Origin of the sequence: Paenibacillus oryzae (genome assembly GCF_001675045.1) — a bacterium.
In the GTDB taxonomy this organism is placed as follows: Bacteria; Bacillota; Bacilli; order Paenibacillales; family Paenibacillaceae; genus Pristimantibacillus; species Pristimantibacillus oryzae.
In genome coordinates this window covers 426,399-444,555 of the sequence record NZ_LYPA01000064.1, presented here as the reverse complement: position 1 = coordinate 444,555, position 18,157 = coordinate 426,399, and the positions used below count along the sequence as shown (strand labels likewise).

Here is an 18,157-nt window from a genome sequence, read left to right as displayed (position 1 = left end):
AGCGAAGTGAAGCACATTGAACTGAACAATCAGCTTATGCAGCGCGGAGCGGACGGTTTTTATCAATTGGAAAAGGACAAGGAAGCGGTCGCCGCTTTTATGGCCGAGGTTGAGCAAAAAAGCGTGAAGTTTGGCTCGCTCAAGGAAAAGCTGGATTATTTAATTCAAAACGACTATTACGACGACGTCTTTAAAAAATATACATATGAGCAGGTTGAAGCGGTGTTCAATCTGACGGAGGGAAGAGGCTTCCAGTTCCAGTCGTACATGGCGGCGTCCAAGTTCTACAAGGACTATGCGATGAAGACAAACGACAAGTCCAAATACCTGGAGCAGTACAGCGACCGCGTTTCCATCGTGGCGCTGCATCTGGGCGAAGGCGATGCCGACAGGGCGCTGCGGATTGCGGAAGCGATGATCGAGCAGCGGCTGCAGCCGGCTACGCCAACGTTCCTGAACGCGGGCAAGAGCCGCCGCGGCGAGATGGTTTCCTGCTTCCTGCTGGAAATGGACGATTCGCTCAATTCCATCAACTATGTGCTGGGAACCTGCATGCAGCTGTCCAAAATCGGAGGCGGTGTGGCGGTTAACCTGTCCAAGCTGCGCGGACGCGGCGAGCCGATCAAAGGCGTTGAGGGAGCTGCAAAAGGCATTATGCCTGTCCTGAAGCTGATGGAGGACGCATTTTCCTACGCGGATCAGATGGGGCAGCGCAAAGGCTCCGGCGCTGGATATTACAACATTTTTGGCTGGGACATTATCGAGTTCCTGGATTGCAAAAAAATCAATGCCGACGAAAAATCCCGTATCAAAACGTTGTCTATCGGATTGATCATTCCTAACAAGTTCTACGAGCTGGCTGCGGCCAACAAACCGCTTGTTGTGTTTGGACCGCATTCCGTGCACAAGGCATACGGACAACATCTGGACGACATGGACATGGACGTTATGTACGAGGAACTGCTGGCTAACGATAAAGTAACCAAAAAAACAGTTATGAACGCGCGCGACATGCTGACCAAAATCGCATCCATTCAGCTGGAATCCGGTTACCCGTACATCATGAACAAGTCAAATGCCAACAACGTGCATGCGCTCAAGGATATCGGCTCCGTCAAAATGTCCAACCTGTGTACAGAGATTTTCCAGCTGCAGGAGACTTCGGAAATTAACGATTACGGCTATGAGGATGCTATCCGCCGCGACATCAGCTGCAACCTGGCATCGCTGAATATCGTCAACGTTATGGAGCATGGCAAGGTGAAGGATTCCGTAAAAGTTGGCATCGAGGCACTCACAACCGTCAGCGATTTGTCCAAAATCGACAACGCTCCGGGCGTGCGCAAGGCCAATGAAGAGCTGCATTCCGTAGGGCTTGGCGCCATGAACCTGAACGGCTATCTGGCCAAAAACAAAATTTCGTACGAGAGCGAAGAAGCCAAAGATTTTGCCAATACGTTCTTTATGATGATGAACTTCTACTCGCTGGAAAAAAGTATGGAAATCGCCAAGGAGCGCGGCGAAACCTTTAAAGATTTTGACCGTTCGGAATATGCCAAGGGCACTTATTTTACACGGTATATCGAAAAGGATTTCCGTCCTCAAACAGATCGCGTGAAAGAGCTGTTCCAGGGCATGGACATTCCATCGCCACAGGACTGGGCGGAGCTGAAGGATAAAGTAGCACAGCATGGGCTGTATCATGCTTACCGTCTGGCCATTGCGCCAACACAAAGCATTTCCTATATTCAAAATGCAACTTCCAGCGTAATGCCGATTGTAGAGCATATCGAAACGCGGACTTACGCCAACTCGACAACCTATTACCCGATGCCTTATCTGGCACAGGATAATTATTTCTATTACAAATCGGCTTATAACATTGACCAGTTCAAGCTGATTGATCTGATTGCGGAAATTACCCAGCATATCGACCAAGGTATTTCTACCGTACTGCATGTCAACAGCAATGTGACAACCCGAGAATTGGCGCGTTTCTACGTTTATGCAGCGCAGAAGGGTTTGAAATCCCTCTATTATACCCGCACGAAACGCCTGTCCGTTGAGGAATGCACAAGCTGCGCAGTATAACGATAGCGACCTGTAATCTATAAGTGCGAAGCAAAAAGGAGCATGTGGATCATGAAAGCCGTAAACTGGAACCGCCCGGACGATGATTTTACGCTTACGTTCTGGCAGCAAAATATTATGCAATTCTGGACGGACGATGAAATTCCGCTTTCCGATGACAAAATGGACTGGATGGCGATGACAGACGACGAACGCACTTTGTACAAGCATGTGCTCGGCGGACTGACCTTGCTGGATACGATCCAGGGCGGAGTTGGCATGCCGAAAATTTTGGAGCATGTTGAAGGCTTGCAGCGCAAGGCGGTGCTGGCGTTTATGTCCATGATGGAGCAAATCCATGCCAAGTCGTACAGCAGCATTTTTACAACGCTGGCTTCCGGCGAGGAAATCGACGCGATTTTTAAATGGGTGGATGAAAATCCCCAGCTCCAGAAAAAAGCGGAATTAATTTCTGCCTGGTATACAAGCATCAGCGATGCAAAAGGGCTGTACAAAGCGATGGCAGCTTCCGTTTTCCTGGAAAGCTACCTGTTCTATAGCGGCTTTTTCTACCCGCTTTATTTGGCGGGCCAAGGCAAAATGACAAGCAGCGGCGAAATTATCGACCTTATCTTGCGCGACGAAAGCATTCACGGCTTGTATGTCGGCGTGTTGGCACAGGAGCTGTTTGCCACCTTTACGGCTGAAGAACAGGAGTCGCTCAAAATTGAGCTTTACGCTCTGCTGATGGAATTGTATAACAACGAGGTTGTTTACACCGATGATTTGTACAGCTCCATTGGGCTTGAGGAGGAGGTTAAGGTTTACGTTCGCTACAATGCCAACAAAGCGTTAATGAACCTTGGCCTGGAGCCTCATTTCCCTGAGGAGCCGGTTAACCCGATTGTATTCAACGGGATTAGCACGCATACGAAGCAGCATGACTTTTTCTCCAAAAAAGGCAACGGTTATGTCAAAACCATTCATATCGAGCCTCTTACGGATGATGACTTTGTGTTTAATTTCTAAAGCTTATTAACAGAAATCGCTCCCGACTACGCCGCGACGGCAGATCGGGAGCGATTTTGCATAATGTGCGGAAGCTTGGCCTCCCCACAAAATCTTTATATAAGTTGCACTCAAGAGAAAAGTAGCATCAGGCCAGAGTGTGAGGGGTTCTGGAGAAAAGCATATGCTTACGAAGTAACGTTCTTCCAGAACGTTTTAAGCGGTCGCTTGTGTTCCCGGATTTCACCCTTTGAAAAGTCGATTCAGAGAAATCTGGGAACAATTGCGATCGGAAGAACTTCTCACACGCCGGCCCACACCGCTGAGACTCTTTTGTTCAACTTATATATTCTCTCATGATTGAAAAAAATCACTGCAGCGGATAAAGTAAAAGTACATAATTTAGGCACACAGAGAGAGGGGCAAGGCTCATGAAAAGCATAGAGGTAGGGGAATTAGCCCGCCGCTTTAACCTGGAGGTATTGGCCGGAGAGGACAAGCTGGGCCGCACCATATCAAAAGCCCGCGCGTATCGGCCAGGTCTGGAGTTTGTAGGTTATTTTGATTATTTTCCTCAGGAGCATGTTCAGGTGCTTGGCAAAAAAGAAGTGACCTATCTGCTGGCATTGACCGAGGAGGAGCGCAATCATCACATTGGCAACATTGTCAAATATCATCCCCCTTGCTTTATCGTAACCAGCGGTCAGGAAGGCCTCAAATATTTGACCAAATATTGCGATGAGGAGCGTATTCCTCTGCTCCGCACAAATGAACCTACTGCCTCTTTCCTGGGCATGCTGGATGCTTATTTGCTTAAGGAGCTAGCTCCGGAGATTGCGATTCATGGAGTATGTCTCAATGTATCGGGCATTGGCATTTTGATGCGCGGCAAATCGGGAGTAGGAAAAAGCGAAACGGCGCATACGCTTATCCGCCGCGGTCACAGGCTTGTAGCAGATGATATTATTGTATTGAAAAAGCTGAGCGGACAAACGCTTCTGGGCAGCCACAATGGGAAAACGAAGGAATTTCTTGCACTGCGCAGCGTTGGGCTGGTCAATGTGGTAAGACTGTACGGCCGCCGGGCATTTCAGGACGAAACGCGCATTACGCTGGATATCGAGCTGACCAAATGGCGTGATAACGATTTGAACAACGATCTTGAGGTGCCGCCAAAGTTTGTAGAATACATGGGCGTACAAATTCCCCATTTTGAAATTCAGCTTCAGCCGGGCAGAGATGTGGCTGGTTTGATAGAAGCTGCGGCTAACAATTGGTATTTGCGTCAGCAAGGCTATAGCGCAATGGAAGATTTTATGAAAAGACTGGAAGAGGAATGAACGGTTACGGCACTATCCTTCTTGCATCAATAGTGGTAAACTAGGGGCATGGAAGGTTTTTTCTGGCACTATTGTTCTTTTACCCGATCAAAAGGAGGAAGAATGTGTGGAAAACTGTTACATTGTAACAAAACCTGCCCTTAATCTGATAGGCCTCAATTATAGCGGACCCTATTCGCAGTTTCCGGACGAAACCATCCGATTGCAAAGCGAGTTTCTGGCAAGAAGACACGAGTTTAATGGTGAAATCAAATCCACGGTGGTGTATAGTCCGTATTTTGGCAATGAAGCCTTTGCGTCATATTGGGCTTGCTATGAAACGGATCATATGGAAGAGATACCGGAGGGTATGGTGCAGTTTACAATTCCGGAGCATCGGTATGCCATGGTTGCAAGCTCCAACAAACGAATTGGCGAAGCCTACGAGCAGCTAAATGCCTGGATGCTGGAGCAAGGACTGAAGCGGCATGAAAATGCGGTTTGTCTGGAGTTGTTTTATGTGGATGAGCATCATTTGGAGGAAGAACCGGTGGAATTGCTTATACCTCTCAGAGATTAGACCTACAAGAGCTTGCGCAAGCAGGTTCTTTTTTCTATGTACATAAGCTCAACTAAATAGTTGGCAGGGAGTTTTTCTTCCAAAAGCCTAGCCGCCTCAGGCAGAGCCTTTGGCGGTAGGAAGGGAAGCTTTGTAGGCGGTCACTTTGTTTTTGCCGGTTGTTTTGGAATAATACATAGCATCATCGGCTTGCTTAACCATCAATTCTACCGAATCGGCCGTTTTAACGGTGCTGTAGCCTATACTGACCGTTACAATGGTTTCGGCTTCAACCCGTTTGCGAATATTTTCCGCCACTTGATCCGGTTTGCAGCCCTCAGTCCGGATGCAGGCAAGCAGTTCTTCGCCGCCGTAGCGTCCGGCATGGCCCAAGCCTGACGATTCTTCCTTCAATATATCCGCAACGCGCTTTAATACCGTATCCGCCTTGGCATGGCCTTCGGTATCGTTCAGTCTCTTGAAGTTGTCGATGTCGCAAAAAATGATTGCAATGCCGCCGCGTTCCATCAGCTGGTTTGCCTTTTTATTAAAGTGTCTGCGGATGTAGAGGCCGGTTAACCCATCCGCTATAGCAGACTGATAAGTGGATAACAGACGGTCAATAACCCATTCGAACAAAAGCATAAACAGCAGGCAGCAATAAAGAAGAGGCAGCAGCTGAACCAGCAAAATGGCCCATGGCTGCTCTCCCTTGAATACATACCCGTCCGCCATTCGCATCAGCTCCGCTACAAATACAGTAATCAGGCTGGCATAATACTTTACATTCATATCTACGCTGCGCGTGGCAAGCAAAATAACAAGAACAACAACAATGCTGTATACATCTAGCATCGGAAAAAGGATTTTCCCTGCTTGCTCGGCCGTACTATAAGAACCAAGGAATAGCTGAACCGCTCCAAGGGCCAGGCCGGCCGCGATCATTAGGATAAAAGGCATGATTTTGACCTTGGCGGTCCTCAAGGTATATAACTTCATAAACACAAAGTTTATAATAATGAATGTAATGATAGTAAGAAGCATGGAGGCAAGCGGGAGCCATTCGCTTGACGGCTGGGCCGAGGAAGCAAGATAAGCCTTGAGGCCTTGATCGGCAATCATCGCTCCGAGCGTTCCGATCAGCAGCGTATAAATGCTTTTGCTGCGGTAGCTGGCATGAATTTTGAGGGACATAAAAATCATCAGCATTAAAATGACGCCTATGGAAAAGGCGGAGAACAGATGTCCGTTCGGACCGGAAAGCCACTGCATTAATGTCATAGTCAACCACCGTTGCATTGGAATGGGAGTACATAAATTGAACAAAAGAGTTCAGCAGTGTAGGCCGCCATGTGAAAAATTCTTCCGATCGCAGTTGTTCCCAGATTCCCCTGAATCATAAGGAATAATGGTGAAATCCGGGAACACAAGCGACCGCTTAAAACGTTCTGGAAGAACGTTACTTCGTAAGCATATGCTTTTCTCCAGAACTCTTCACACTCTGGCCTGTTGCTGCCTTCCTTTTGTTCAATTTATGTACATGAGTGTCTTTACAGAAACATATGTTCTAGTATATCATATTTTGAAAGATAAGGAAATCGCATTATCGGGAGTGATGGAATGAATATATTGCAAGCTTTGTTTTTCCCGCCGGAGCAGCCGGGGGGCGTATCGTCGATGGTTCCTTATATCCTGGAGCGCTTTCAGAAGCTGGGGTGGGAAATGGATCTTTTCTCCATTCCCAAAAGAGTACGGAGCAAGGGCTCTGAGGAAGTGTCGTTCCAAACGTTTGATTACACGCAATTCTCCGGCAATCCGCTGGTTGACAAATATATGCAGACATACAAGGATTACATTTGGTGGACGCGTCTGCGCATGTCCAGGTCGTATGACGTTATCCATGCCCATCATCCCATCGCGGCGCTTGCCATGAAGCATATTTATCCCGATACTCCGCTGGTTATGACCATTCACTCCAGCTACGAAAGCGAGCTGATGCTGAACGGAAAGATTAGCGAAGGCGGTACGGAGCATCGGTTTTTGACCTCCATTTATCGAGAGCTGGAGTCCAAGGTTGATCTGATCATGACAGCTTCGGAATCGTTTCGCTCTTATTTGGCGCAGCATATGGATCAGCCTGAAAAAATCAAGGTAATTCCCAATGGCTTTGATGAAAAGCGGTTTAAGCCCATCGCCCACGAAAATGCGGTGCCTCAGCTGATAACGGTCTGCCGGCTTGTGCCTGCAAAGGGGCTTGACGTTCTGCTGCGGGCATGCGCCGAGCTGAAAAAGCGGGGTTGTCCCTTCGTACTGCATATTATCGGCGACGGCCCGGTGCGCAACGAGCTGGAGCAGCTTGCCCAAAGCCTTGATTTGTACGACGATATTATTTTTTACGGATACATGCTTCATCCAGAGGAATTTATGCCGTTTTTTGATGTGTTCGTGCTGCCGTCCCGCGCGGAAGCGTTTGGTTCGGTGTTTGCGGAAGCCGCATTATGCTGGCTGGCGCTGGTCGGCACCAATGTGGGCGGCATATCGGAGCAGATTCAGGACGGGGTAAACGGATTGCTGGTGCCCGTCGAGGATCACGACGCTTTGGCGGATGCATTAGAGAAGGTCGTTTCCGATCCCATCTTCCGCCATAATCTGGCGCGCGCAGCCTGGGACAAAGCCAAAAAGGCCTATTCCCTCCAACGCGTCATAGCGCAGCTTCAAAAAGTATATACCAACATTTTGCCGGCGGCGGAGTAACCTCTTCCGGTCGGGACAGGAGGAAAAATGGGGGTTCCCTTCACCTTTATCCATGCGGCCGATCTGCATCTGGACAGTCCGTTTCGGGGGTTGACCAAAACGCCTGCCGCCGTGCGGGATGCGCTGTCTGAAGCAACCTTTGTTGCATTGCAGAGGCTTACGGAAACCGCGATAGCGGAAAATGCTGATTTTATCGTTATTGCGGGAGATCTGTTTGACGAGGCTGACCGTTCGCTCAAGGCGCAGCTTGCGCTTGTCAGGGAATGGGAGAAGCTGGATCGGCATGGCGTTGGTATTTATGTCATTCATGGCAATCATGATCATTTGGGTGGACGAAGGGCGGCACTGACGCTTCCCTCCAATGTCCACATTTTCGGGGCAGAGGCAGTGGAGTGCAAACCGGCCTATCGGCGGGACGGGGAGCTTGCTGCATATATCTATGGCATTTCCTATGGCGAGCGGGCAGTAACGCGAAATCTCGTGCCTCAATATAGCAGAAGAGAGGACGGGCCGTATCATATTGCTATGCTCCATGGCAATGTAGGCGGAGATGCTGAACATGACTCCTACGCTCCATGCCGGCTGGACGAGCTGAAGCAAAGCGGCTTTGACTATTGGGCGCTTGGTCACATCCACAAGCGCGAGATACTGAATGAGGCTCATCCTTGTATTGTATACCCTGGAAACACGCAGGGCAGAAATCCCCGGGAGAGAGGCGTTAAAGGCTGTTACGTAGCAAGGGTCGGCGAAGACGGCCTCGCTGAGCTGGCTTTTTCACCGCTTGGGCCGGTTTTGTGGGAGGTGGCGGAGCTGTCGATTGCCGGTGCCGAAACCGAACAAGAGCTGCTGGATCAATTGATGAAGCTGGCTGACGATATTGGAGGCCAGAGCGGAGGCAGGCCGGTCATGCTCCGGCTGATCCTGAACGGCAGGGGAGCCTTGCATGGCGAGCTGGCAGAGCAAACAGCGGCAGCCGCCTTGCTGGAAAGCCTGCAAAGGGAGCTGGAGCCTGCTCAGGGAGAGGCTTGGGTTTATATCTATAGTCTGGAGATTGAAACGGGCGCAATGACGGATTGGCAAGCCTTGCTGCAGGAGGACAGCTTTGCCGGCGAGCTTTACAGGCTTGGCATGCAGCTGGAGGCCAATGAGGAAGAATGGCGCCGCTTTGCTTCCTCTGCGCTTGGCGAGCTGGCCAGTCATGGAAAGCTGGGCCGGCGGAGCCGGGAGCTGAGGGAGGCGCTTCCACTCCGATTGCTGGAGGAGGCGCGCGAGCTGGCCGTCCAATTAACGGCGGGTCGGCGGAATGAGTAAGCATTGGAGGGCTGAACATGCGTTTGCTGGAGGCGCATATTGATGGTTTTGGCCAACTGAATAACCGGCGCATTGAGCTTGATGCGCCGGTTATTATCGTTTTTGGACCAAATGAAGCCGGGAAAAGCACCGTTTTTGGCTTCTTGAGAAGCATGCTTTATGGATTCGCAAGGCGCAATTTGCCTGCGGAGCGGATGGAGCCTGTTGCCGGAGGACGGCATGGCGGCCGGCTGCTTTTTTCTGATGACGGAAATGCCTCCTATGTGCTGGAGCGTTACGCGGATGGTCCAGCCGGAAAATTGAGTCTAAAACGGCTGGGGCTTGGCAAGGATCAGGAGAAGCAATCGCAGGATTTGGATAGGGCGGACGATGGCTGGCTAGAGCAAGCCGTTTGGGAGAAGCAATTTCTTGGCGGCGTCAACGAACGCCTTTTTCGCCATCTATATGCCGTTACCTTAAGCGAGCTTCGCGAGGCCGGAGCGTTGTCGGGGGAAGAGCTTGGCCGCTACCTGTATCAGGCGGGCTGGGAAGAAGGCCGGGCAGTTGCGGCTGCGGAGAAAAAAATAGCGGCTGAGCTGGAGGAACTGTTCAAACCGAGGGGAAGCAATCAAAAGCTTTATCACGGGGCTAAAGCCGTGGAGTCGCTGGACAGCGAGCTGCGCAGCCTGGGCGACGGCATTGCCGCTTATAACGAGCTGCTTGCAGAGGCGGAAGCGGCCGAGCTGGAGATGGGCGGGCTGGAGCGTGCGCTGGAAGAGAATGAAGGCCAGGTGCGGCTATTGCGCAAGGCAACGGCAGTTCGGCCGCTTTGGCTGCGCAGGATGGAGCTCAGCGCCGAGCGGGAGGGGCTTGCTTATGCCGGATTGCTGCCGGCAGGCTTTGGGCAGACCTGGCAGCAGCTTCAGGAAGAGAGGCGAATAGTCGAGGAGCGGGTATCCCAATTAAGCCGGAATAAGGCGCTCAGGCGCTCGGAAAGGGAATTGCTGTTTTTCGATGAGTCGCTGATTGCATTGGAGGAGGAGACGGCAGAGCTGCTGGAGGACTCCGGGCGGATGAGGGATTTGCGCCACCAAAGAAATGAATGGGATAATGAGCGGAAAAGCCTGGATGAAGTTATCGGGTCCATGATGGCCTCCATCTCGCCGCATTGGACAGAGCGCCAGCTGCGGCAGCTGGCTGTGACGGTGCCTGATCGCGACTATGTCAGGTCTTGCCGGGAGCTGTCTTCCGTTGCGCAGCATAAGGCGGAAAGGCTGACGGGTGAACTGGAAACGTACCGCCTCCAGGCAAGAGAACAGGCTGAACGTGTAAAAGCTGCGGAGGAACGCTTGTTTGCTGTTGCTTCGGGACGCCGCGGCAGCGGAAACGGTTTTTCCTTGCAGCCGCTGGATTCCTCGCAGCTCATTCTTGCCTGGAACGCTCTTGATGAAGCCTTCCGCCTGGCAGATATGGAGACTGCACGCAGGCAAAGCGCGTCCCGTTTAGTCGACCGGGCAGAGGTACGGCAATCAACGGGAAAACCGCCCCCGCTTATTTTGCCTTTGCTGGGTCTGGCGCTGGGAGCTGTTGCGTTGGCGATTGCCGTGACAGGAACGGCCGATAAGTGGTCTCTTGCAGTCTGGATTTCATCAGCAGCGCTGCTCGCGGCTTCCGTTACGTCATTGGGATATGGCGGGCTGAGGCGCTCCAGGCAGGAAAGTTCACGCGCGGGCACAAGATCGCGGCGAAGCGGAGAGAAACGCCAGGAAGCAAATCCGGCAGGTTATGACGATGGGACTGAACGCGCTGTCAGGGATGCGCTGGCCAAGCTGCTGGAGCAGCCAGGCCCTGCGGCTGATGAATGGATGGGCAGGGTGAACGGCGAAGACGGAATGATTGCGGCATTGCAGCTTAGGTCCAGACTTAAGACGCTTGTGCAGGAAACGGTTGGAGCTTTGCAGGATGAAAGCCGGCTTGAAACGGAGCTTGCAGACGCGCAAAGACGGCTTCAAAGCCTGGAGCAATACATGTCCGAACGGCAGGAAAAGCTTCAGGAGCTTAAAGCGGAAATGGAATTGGAGTCCATTCAGTGGAAAAGCTGGCTTGGCAAGCGTGCGTTGCCGGAATCCATGTCGCCTTCCGCTGTATTGGAAACGTTTGATCTGGCGGAGTCTGCCTTGCAGCATTTGAGACAGTATGACCGTTTGACGGAGCGGATAAAACAAAGGGACACAGAGCTTGAAGCGTTTGAAGCAGCGGTATGGTCCCTATGTCAAAAATCGAAATCGGCGCTGCGTCGTGGCGAACACGAGGAAGCAGCTGTCCTCCGGCTGCTGCAGGCTGATATTAAACGCCATGCCGCTGCCCGGGACAAAGCTTTGGCACTGGATGCCGGCTTGCGTGAGCTGGAGCATGAAATGGCGGAGTCGTTGGAGCGCATAGCCTATCTGAGCGAAGAGCGCCTTCAATTGCTGGAGCGTTGCGGCTTGTCCGGCGATGAGGCTGTGGAGCAGGCGATCAAGGATTTCGGCAGGCTGAAGGAGCTTGATGATGAGGATTTGAAGCTGGGCATCGAGTTTAAGGCTGGCCTTCTGCCGGAGTTTATTAGCAAACTTGAGGCATTGCTTAAAAGCGCCGATGAGGAAGCCCTTCAACAAAAGCTGGAAATGGCCCAAGCGGAGCTGAATTCAGTAAAGGAACGTCAACGGGAGCTTCTGGAGCGGCGGGGAAGCCGGCGGGCGGAGCTTGAGAGATTGCTTCAAAGCACGAAGCGCCAGCAGCTGCTGGAGGAGCGCGAGATGGCCCAGGCTTCATTGGATGCCCATATGGAGAGGTATGCCGTTTTGGCTCTTTCACAGGCACTTATTGCCGCAACGAGACGTAAATACGAGCAAGAGCGTCAACCGGCCGTATTGAGAAATGCTTCAGCCTATGTGGAGCAATTAACGGAGGGTCGCTACCGGAGAGTGCTAGCGTCTCCCGAACGGGCGTCTATACAATTGGAGAGCAGAGAGCATATGCGGATAGACAGCTCCTTGTTGAGCCGTGGAACGGCAGAGCAGCTGTACTTGTGCATGAGGCTTGCTCTTGCAAGAGAGGTTGCAGGCGGTAATACATTGCCGCTGCTGCTGGACGACCTGTTTGTTAATTTCGACCGGCGCAGGCTGCGCTCATCGGCTCAATTGATTTCGGGGTTGTCCGCGGAGCGGCAAATTGTATTATTTACATGCCATGAGCATATTCGCGATGAGTTGCTTGCCGCCAATCCCTCGGCGAAGCTGCTGGATATCGGAGCCGTTCAATTGGCTTAAAGCAGAAGCTTAAAACACAAGCTTGAAACACAAGATTAAAACCCAAGCTCGGCATACAAAGTCCAGGCCCTTTAAAGGCCGCCTAATTTCATTCGTTTGGATATGATAAGCAGCAGCCATCCCAGGCTGATCAGACCGAATATCGGATAGAGGATAGAGAGCAGCGTGCCAAAGCCGATTTGGCTTGTAAAATAACAAACGGCCAGGACGGCGAACGTAAGCATCTCGCGCGGCCATTTAAGACGCTCCTGAAGCTGGAGCGTCAAGCCGTAGATATCGGCGATCAGCGTTGTAAATATTTCAGCAAAAATAATAAAGATATAAATCAGCTGCACATAGTAGCCAAGCCCTCTGGCTATACCCCCCATCGGAATGGCGAATTGCTGAATGCCGGGCATGTGAAGCGACAATGCTATGTGTCCGGCCAACAGCATGAACCCTATGCCGATGCCCCCGATCCAGGAGCCCCAAATAATTGTTTTACGGTCTTTGATTTCTGCGCCGAGCGGAACAAGCACCGCCTGGGCAAGCGATAGGTTAAAAGCAGTGTACAGAAACGGGGAGGCCCATGCGGCCCATACGGAATAATCGGTGGTTAGCGTAGTAAATCTGCCTGCACCGGGAGTATTAAAGGTGTCAATGATAACAAATACGGTAAAAACCAGCATGACGGGCACAACAACTGAATTAACGGCCAGGATGGCTTTCATCCCTTTTCGAAGCAAAAGAAAAGAAAAGGCCATGGTCGCCAGTAAGCCGGCCTGATAAGAAATATTCCAATGCTCGTAAAAAATGGCGCCTGCGCCCGCCAGCATGACGGCGGTGACGCCAAGCAAAATAACCAGCATAAAATAGCTGATCAACCGGCCGTATTTTTCTCCAAACAACGCTTTGTTCAAATCCTCGTACGATTTGGCGGATATATCGCTTGCAATCAGCATCATTTTTGCCCCGAGCCATATAAAAAGTATGGTTGCCAGCGCGATCGTAGCCGTTCCCCAATAACCGAAACGGGTAAAAAATTGCAAAATTTCCTGTCCTGTCGCAAAGCCGGCTCCAACAATGGTACCCATATAGGTTGCGGCGATTTGCAGCGTTTTGCCCAATGACCTCCACATGCCCGCGTTCCCTCCGATCCCTCTTGCCTATATTAAAGAGGGTATGTGCGGGAAAAGCGGGACATGCCTAAAAGCTGAAAAATGGAGGGGGGCGATCAGCTGCTTGCGATTAGCTTGATGGATACAATTTCGTTGGTGGAGGGATCAACATCCAGCCGCAAGGAGGCGTCATCGTCGGAGTAGGTCAGCAAATAGCCGCTTTGCGATCCAGGCTGCCCCAGCAGCTTGATAGCAGTTTCGCGGGGATCGCCAACAACCAGGCCGTTGAGCCCTGAATCCACCTCGCTGTCATAGATTTCAACCAGACTGACGGTGCCGTCCGGTCCAAAGCCGACAGAAAAGCCGCTGTATTCGTATATCGTTATCTGCTCCTTGCCGTCCTCCAGCTTATAGCTGTCCAGAGCTTGTCCAAATTGCTTCTCAAGCTGCTTTTTTGTGCTGCCAATAAGAACACCGCCAAGCTGTGGGTTTCCATCTTCCCATAGATTGGATTCATCGCGCTTGTTTTTGTTTAATGAAGAGGTTTCCGCCGAGCTGTGACCTTCAATATCTTCGGCTTGATTACTCCATTCCGTCTGCTCTTCTTCTGCTTCTTCCTCTTGGCTGCTCTCGAGGTACGCTTGCTGGGGTCCTTTTGCGGCTTCGCTTGCTTCAGGAATGCTTTCCGGCTTAACCGTAGTATTCTGCGGAGCGCTTTGGCAGCTTGCCAGAAGGAGAAGCAGGGCCGATAATGCTGCCCACTGCATAACATGATGATAATACGTTTTTTTGATTTTCATATGGTTTCCTCCCAGCAAGGTTTTCTCTTATTATATTTAACGCATGGCAGGTGCCGGAGGTTGCTTGCTTTTTCGGCATTTTGGCAAATGAATAGCCTCTTTATTTTATTTATCGGTTTTATGGCGTCCGGTTGTGATGTCAGGTTGCGCATTTTGCTCATCCTATGGTACTTTATCGGAAAGGGATTATTGGCGGAGGTTATGAATATGGAAAAGTTGAAGCAGCGTATTTTGGAAGAATCGTCAGTTTTGTCAAATGATGTATTGAGGATGGACGCCATCATCAATCATCAGGTCGACCCGGCATTGACGATGGAGATGGGACAGGAGTTCGCCAATCGATTCCGCGAGCAAAAAATAACTAAGGTTATAACGGTTGAATCATCCGGCATTCCTGCGGCGTTTGCCACAGCCTATGTGCTTAGCGTTCCGCTGGTATTCGCCAGACGCAAAAAAACGCTTATTGCCGACCCGGACGCGTATTGCGAACGCGTGCCATCTTTTACAAAGGGAATGGTTACCGACATTATGGTCTCCAAGCAGTTTTTGTCCAAGGATGATCATGTATTGTTTATTGATGATATTATAGCTAACGGCGATGCGGCTCGGGGATTAATCAAAATTATTGAACGCTCCGGCGCCAAGCTGGCAGGTATGGGCATCGTAGTCGAAAAATCATTTCAAGCCGGCGGTCGAACATTGAGAGAGCAAGGCATCAACGTAGAATCCCTGGTCAAAATCAAGTCGCTGGAGAACGGCGAAATTCATTTTGAGTAAGATGTACCAGTGCGTTAGCTCTTTTCCGCAGCTTGATTATGGCTTATAATAGGGGTTAAGTGATCGAGGGGAGGCACAAGAGATGGGGGAAATGTCACCTGATTTTATTCAGTTGAAGCTGGCCGATGCCAAAACGCACTTCGAGAGGGCATTGGATTGCAAGCATACGGAGTTTGACGACCTGTATCCTTATATGATTGAACATCCGCAGTTTTTCTGGTACAAACGTTATGTTGCATGGTCGGAGCTGCTGACGATTGTTAAGTTGTGCGAAGAGCTCTCCATGGAATGGCACGAACAGTTTTCGGAAAAACAAGTCGATTATATCGGCAAGCGGGTTATGTCATCCCGTGTGTTGGATGAATGGTATGAAACCAATGACTCCAAGGAGCATGTAGGATAATATCGCGCAAGCTGCCGGCGGGTGCGAATAAATAATGTAGTTAGGTTTGAAACGGACCTCAATGTTTTGCGTATGCAAACATTGAGGTTTTGTTGTCGCACAGGGCTTTCTTTTATGCTTACGAAGTATGTTATTTGTACAAACTTAAGTTAATGTATATGAAGCAGCTTGCTTTGCACATTTTTGGGAGGGAAGTTATGGTAGCCGAGGAGCAGTTGGACCGGTTCCGCCAATCGGGTGAAACGGTCAGAGTCGTCAGGGACGGGATTGAAAGCAACGATGTTTTGGGCATTGTGGTAGCTTGGGACGACTCTTCTGTCGTGATTCGCAAGCCCAGCAGACGGGTAGTAAAGCTTAGCCGCTCTTATCAATATCTGCCAGAATCCGAGGAACGGCCATCCTTATAATATTTGTTGAAATGGTTTAACAATCGGGAGGAGAGTGTCCAATGAAATGTCCGGTTTGCGATGATGTGCGGATGAGGGAAGTCGTTAAGGATGATGTATTGATCGACGTTTGCCCGGACTGCAAAGGCGTCTGGCTGGATCGAGGCGAATTGGAGAAGCTGATGCAGGGCGTTCGCGAGGTGCGTGATGACTACGAGCGGCTGGAGCGTCAGGCTTATGAGCCGTTTCCACAAGGCAGTCCCGGAGCGGGAAATCCATACAATGCTCCGTCCAAGCAGCCGCAAGGAAGCAGTTACCCGAATCAATCGCCGGTCTTTGGACAAGCTCCTCCAAACGCAGGTTATCCGCAAGGCGGTTCCGGCAACGAAGGCTACGGCCAGGAGTATTACGGCAAAGGCCAATATCGTAATGATAAATATGGGGGCCAAGGGAAATATGGCTACGATAAATATGGCAGACCAAAAAAGAAAAAAAATATGCTGGATGTATTAGGCGACTTGTTTGATTAGTTTGTTTACCATATCATTTACGTGGAACTCGATAAAAAAATGTTGACGCAAACGTGAATATATAGTAAAATATTATTTTTCGTAACTAAATATGCGGTCGTGGCGGAATTGGCAGACGCGCTAGATTCAGGTTCTAGTGTCAGCAATGACGTGGAGGTTCGAGTCCTCTCGACCGCATTTAAAGTGTAAGCTGTATTTTTATTGGTACCAAACCAATGAAGATGCGGCTTTTTTCATATGTGAATGAGTAACTGAAGTTTGCAGTGCCTCGACAGGTGCTGCTTATTTGCGTTAAAGATGTTTTGAAGAAGGAATGGAGGCTGTTGACCTTTGAAACGTATCTTACTTGTTGAAGATGATCCAATCATTGTCTCTGGGCTTGTATACGCACTTGAGCAAGAAGGTTACGCTGTCATCCACGGCAATAGTGTATGCGAAGCCCAAATGCACATACTGGAGAATAGATTCGATCTTGCTATACTGGATATGCAACTGCCGGATGGAAGCGGGTTTGATGTAAAAGAAATGCTTAAAGCCACAGATACGGCCATTATTTTTTTAACGGTTGTTGATGATGAAGGGAACATAGTCCGGGCTTTTGAGTCAGGCGCCGCTGATTATATAATAAAACCATTTCGCTTGCGCGAGCTTTTTGCAAGAATAAAACGTACACTCAGCCTCTATAGCGAAGCAAGCCAAACAACTGTTTTAAGTTTAGGCGGCATTACAATTGATACGGCAGCGGGAAAAACGTATATGAACAAAACACTGATTGAACTAACCGCTTTGGAATATCGCTTATTGCTGACATTTGCACAAAATAAAGGTCAATTGCTGACCCGGCTGCAGATTTTGGAGCATATTTGGGATTCAACGGGTAATTTTGTAGAGGATAATACATTGACCGTATATATCAAGCGGTTACGGGAAAAGCTCGGGGATGCATTGGAGATTAAAACGGTTAGGGGGATAGGCTACCGTGTGGATTAGAAAACGTGAAATAAAAAAGTTATCCGAGGACATTCGAAAAATTATTGATGGTCAAGATATTGACTTGCGCGATAATCGATCCGATCTTTTTTCTATGCTTAAAAATGATATTCATACCCTGGCAAATCGCAGAAGCGAGCAGGTTAATGTACTCGAGCGTGACCAAAAACTTATGGTTGATATGTTAACTAATATTTCTCATCAGTTGAAAACGCCGCTTACTTCCATGTTAATTATGATTGATTTATTGGATAGCGCACCTTCGGATAAACAGGCGGAGTTTATTACTAATATAAAATTGAGCCTGGCTCGAATGGACTGGCTTGTATCTGCATTTTTAAAAATGGCAAAAATAGACGCAGGCATCATCCGATTTTCAAGAGAAAGAATTCAATCCCCCTTACTCATCAACCTCGCCCTTGAACCTTTGAAAATAGTTCTTGATGTAAAAAATCAAAAGGTTGAAGTCAATAATGAAACGGTTTTTTTCTGTGATATGCGCTGGACTGCGGAAGCATTGACCAATATTATCAAAAATGCCTCTGAGCATTCTCCGGAAGGCGGGATTATACGCCTGGATATGGGCACTAATCCTATTTGCACATGGATTTCCGTTATAGATAGCGGAGCGGGAATGACTAATGCTGAAATTTCAAATGCATTTAAAAAATATAAAGGATCACGACGCAAGGAGGGGTATGGCATCGGGCTACCGCTGGCTCTTGCTATAATGAGAGGTCAAAATGGCGATATTCGAATTGATAGGGGAAATGATACTGGCGCAGTTTTTACGCTCAAGTTTTTTAAATGAATAATCCGTCATTTTCAATAACGTAAAAGTCACCGTAAAGTCATTTTAACTT

The 18,157-nt window shown here is 49.6% G+C and carries 15 protein-coding genes, 1 tRNA gene and 1 pseudogene; 14 read left to right on the top strand and 3 right to left on the bottom strand.

Annotated features, from left to right (window positions below; genetic code table 11):
• Positions 1-6 precede the first annotated feature (6 nt).
• The 4 genes from nrdE (at position 7) to A7K91_RS15895 (ending at position 4,977) form a co-directional block, all read left to right on the top strand.
• On the top strand, positions 7-2,091 hold the full coding sequence (nrdE, locus tag A7K91_RS15910; RefSeq protein WP_068684530.1) for a class 1b ribonucleoside-diphosphate reductase subunit alpha: 2,085 nt from the start codon (positions 7-9) through the stop codon (positions 2,089-2,091).
• A gap of 51 nt (positions 2,092-2,142) precedes the next feature.
• A complete protein-coding gene (gene nrdF / locus A7K91_RS15905; protein ID WP_068684387.1) occupies positions 2,143-3,099 on the top strand; it encodes a class 1b ribonucleoside-diphosphate reductase subunit beta in 957 nt (318 codons plus the stop codon).
• A 410-nt stretch (positions 3,100-3,509) separates the two neighbouring features.
• The gene (gene hprK / locus A7K91_RS15900; RefSeq protein ID WP_068684385.1) at positions 3,510-4,418 is read left to right on the top strand and encodes an HPr(Ser) kinase/phosphatase; all 909 of its coding nucleotides are present in this window, start codon (positions 3,510-3,512) and stop codon (positions 4,416-4,418) included.
• A 106-nt stretch (positions 4,419-4,524) separates the two neighbouring features.
• Positions 4,525-4,977, top strand: coding sequence for a GyrI-like domain-containing protein (locus A7K91_RS15895; RefSeq protein ID WP_068684383.1), 453 nt, complete (start codon positions 4,525-4,527; stop codon positions 4,975-4,977).
• A gap of 96 nt (positions 4,978-5,073) precedes the next feature.
• Here the strand turns inward: A7K91_RS15895 and A7K91_RS15890 are convergent, their stop codons facing one another.
• On the bottom strand, positions 5,074-6,237 hold the full coding sequence (locus tag A7K91_RS15890) for a GGDEF domain-containing protein (RefSeq protein WP_068684381.1): 1,164 nt from the start codon (positions 6,235-6,237) through the stop codon (positions 5,074-5,076).
• Positions 6,238-6,576: 339 nt separating this feature from the next.
• Between A7K91_RS15890 and A7K91_RS15885 the strand changes: the two genes are divergently transcribed.
• The 3 genes from A7K91_RS15885 to A7K91_RS15875 are packed head-to-tail and all read left to right on the top strand — an operon-like array spanning position 6,577 to position 12,311.
• Entirely contained in the window at positions 6,577-7,710 is a 1,134-nt protein-coding gene (locus tag A7K91_RS15885; protein WP_068684379.1) for a glycosyltransferase family 4 protein, read from the top strand.
• 27 nt (positions 7,711-7,737) lie between these two features.
• The gene (locus A7K91_RS15880; protein ID WP_068684377.1) at positions 7,738-9,021 is read left to right on the top strand and encodes a metallophosphoesterase family protein; all 1,284 of its coding nucleotides are present in this window, start codon (positions 7,738-7,740) and stop codon (positions 9,019-9,021) included.
• Positions 9,022-9,038: 17 nt separating this feature from the next.
• Positions 9,039-12,311 carry an AAA family ATPase gene (locus A7K91_RS15875; RefSeq protein WP_068684375.1) on the top strand — a complete coding sequence of 1,091 codons (3,273 nt, stop codon included), beginning with the start codon at positions 9,039-9,041 and terminating at the stop codon, positions 12,309-12,311.
• 71 nt (positions 12,312-12,382) lie between these two features.
• Here A7K91_RS15875 and A7K91_RS15870 read toward each other — a convergent pair whose 3' ends face one another.
• On the bottom strand, positions 12,383-13,429 hold the full coding sequence (locus A7K91_RS15870) for a YkvI family membrane protein (RefSeq protein WP_068684373.1): 1,047 nt from the start codon (positions 13,427-13,429) through the stop codon (positions 12,383-12,385).
• A 95-nt stretch (positions 13,430-13,524) separates the two neighbouring features.
• Positions 13,525-14,208, bottom strand: a complete 684-nt coding sequence (locus A7K91_RS15865) for a hypothetical protein (protein WP_068684371.1) — start codon at positions 14,206-14,208, stop codon at positions 13,525-13,527.
• Between the two features lie 207 nt (positions 14,209-14,415).
• Between A7K91_RS15865 and A7K91_RS15860 the strand changes: the two genes are divergently transcribed.
• The 7 genes and pseudogenes from A7K91_RS15860 to A7K91_RS15830 all read left to right on the top strand — a co-directional run bounded on the left by A7K91_RS15860 (position 14,416) and on the right by A7K91_RS15830 (position 18,105).
• Entirely contained in the window at positions 14,416-14,985 is a 570-nt protein-coding gene (locus tag A7K91_RS15860; RefSeq protein ID WP_068684528.1) for a xanthine phosphoribosyltransferase, read from the top strand.
• Between the two features lie 82 nt (positions 14,986-15,067).
• Positions 15,068-15,388 (top strand): hypothetical protein, encoded by a 321-nt coding sequence (locus A7K91_RS15855; protein WP_068684369.1) that lies wholly within the window; start codon positions 15,068-15,070, stop codon positions 15,386-15,388.
• 197 nt (positions 15,389-15,585) lie between these two features.
• A complete protein-coding gene (locus tag A7K91_RS15850) occupies positions 15,586-15,795 on the top strand; it encodes a hypothetical protein (RefSeq protein ID WP_068684367.1) in 210 nt (69 codons plus the stop codon).
• A 41-nt stretch (positions 15,796-15,836) separates the two neighbouring features.
• Positions 15,837-15,981: pseudogene (locus A7K91_RS27090) on the top strand (TFIIB-type zinc ribbon-containing protein); the annotation flags it as partial.
• A 416-nt stretch (positions 15,982-16,397) separates the two neighbouring features.
• Positions 16,398-16,481 (top strand) — tRNA-Leu (locus A7K91_RS15840).
• A gap of 153 nt (positions 16,482-16,634) precedes the next feature.
• Positions 16,635-17,294, top strand: a complete 660-nt coding sequence (locus tag A7K91_RS15835; RefSeq protein ID WP_068684363.1) for a response regulator transcription factor — start codon at positions 16,635-16,637, stop codon at positions 17,292-17,294.
• Complete coding sequence (locus A7K91_RS15830; RefSeq protein ID WP_068684361.1) at positions 17,284-18,105, top strand: sensor histidine kinase; 822 nt, start codon at positions 17,284-17,286, stop codon at positions 18,103-18,105. Before A7K91_RS15835 ends, A7K91_RS15830 begins: the two co-directional genes overlap by 11 nt.
• Positions 18,106-18,157: the final 52 nt, after the last annotated feature.

Excerpts from the sequence above, each read along its gene's own strand:
- nrdF (WP_068684387.1), top strand. The coding sequence starts at position 2,143 with ATGAAAGCCGTAAACTGGAACCGCCCGGACGATGATTTTACGCTTACG.
- hprK (WP_068684385.1), top strand. The coding sequence starts at position 3,510 with ATGAAAAGCATAGAGGTAGGGGAATTAGCCCGCCGCTTTAACCTGGAG.
- A7K91_RS15890 (WP_068684381.1), bottom strand. The coding sequence starts at position 6,237 with ATGACATTAATGCAGTGGCTTTCCGGTCCGAACGGACATCTGTTCTCC.
- A7K91_RS15885 (WP_068684379.1), top strand. The coding sequence starts at position 6,577 with ATGAATATATTGCAAGCTTTGTTTTTCCCGCCGGAGCAGCCGGGGGGC.
- A7K91_RS15880 (WP_068684377.1), top strand. The coding sequence starts at position 7,738 with ATGGGGGTTCCCTTCACCTTTATCCATGCGGCCGATCTGCATCTGGAC.
- A7K91_RS15875 (WP_068684375.1), top strand. The coding sequence starts at position 9,039 with ATGCGTTTGCTGGAGGCGCATATTGATGGTTTTGGCCAACTGAATAAC.
- A7K91_RS15870 (WP_068684373.1), bottom strand. The coding sequence starts at position 13,429 with ATGTGGAGGTCATTGGGCAAAACGCTGCAAATCGCCGCAACCTATATG.
- A7K91_RS15865 (WP_068684371.1), bottom strand. The coding sequence starts at position 14,208 with ATGAAAATCAAAAAAACGTATTATCATCATGTTATGCAGTGGGCAGCA.
- A7K91_RS15860 (WP_068684528.1), top strand. The coding sequence starts at position 14,416 with ATGGAAAAGTTGAAGCAGCGTATTTTGGAAGAATCGTCAGTTTTGTCA.
- A7K91_RS15855 (WP_068684369.1), top strand. The coding sequence starts at position 15,068 with ATGGGGGAAATGTCACCTGATTTTATTCAGTTGAAGCTGGCCGATGCC.
- A7K91_RS15850 (WP_068684367.1), top strand. The coding sequence starts at position 15,586 with ATGGTAGCCGAGGAGCAGTTGGACCGGTTCCGCCAATCGGGTGAAACG.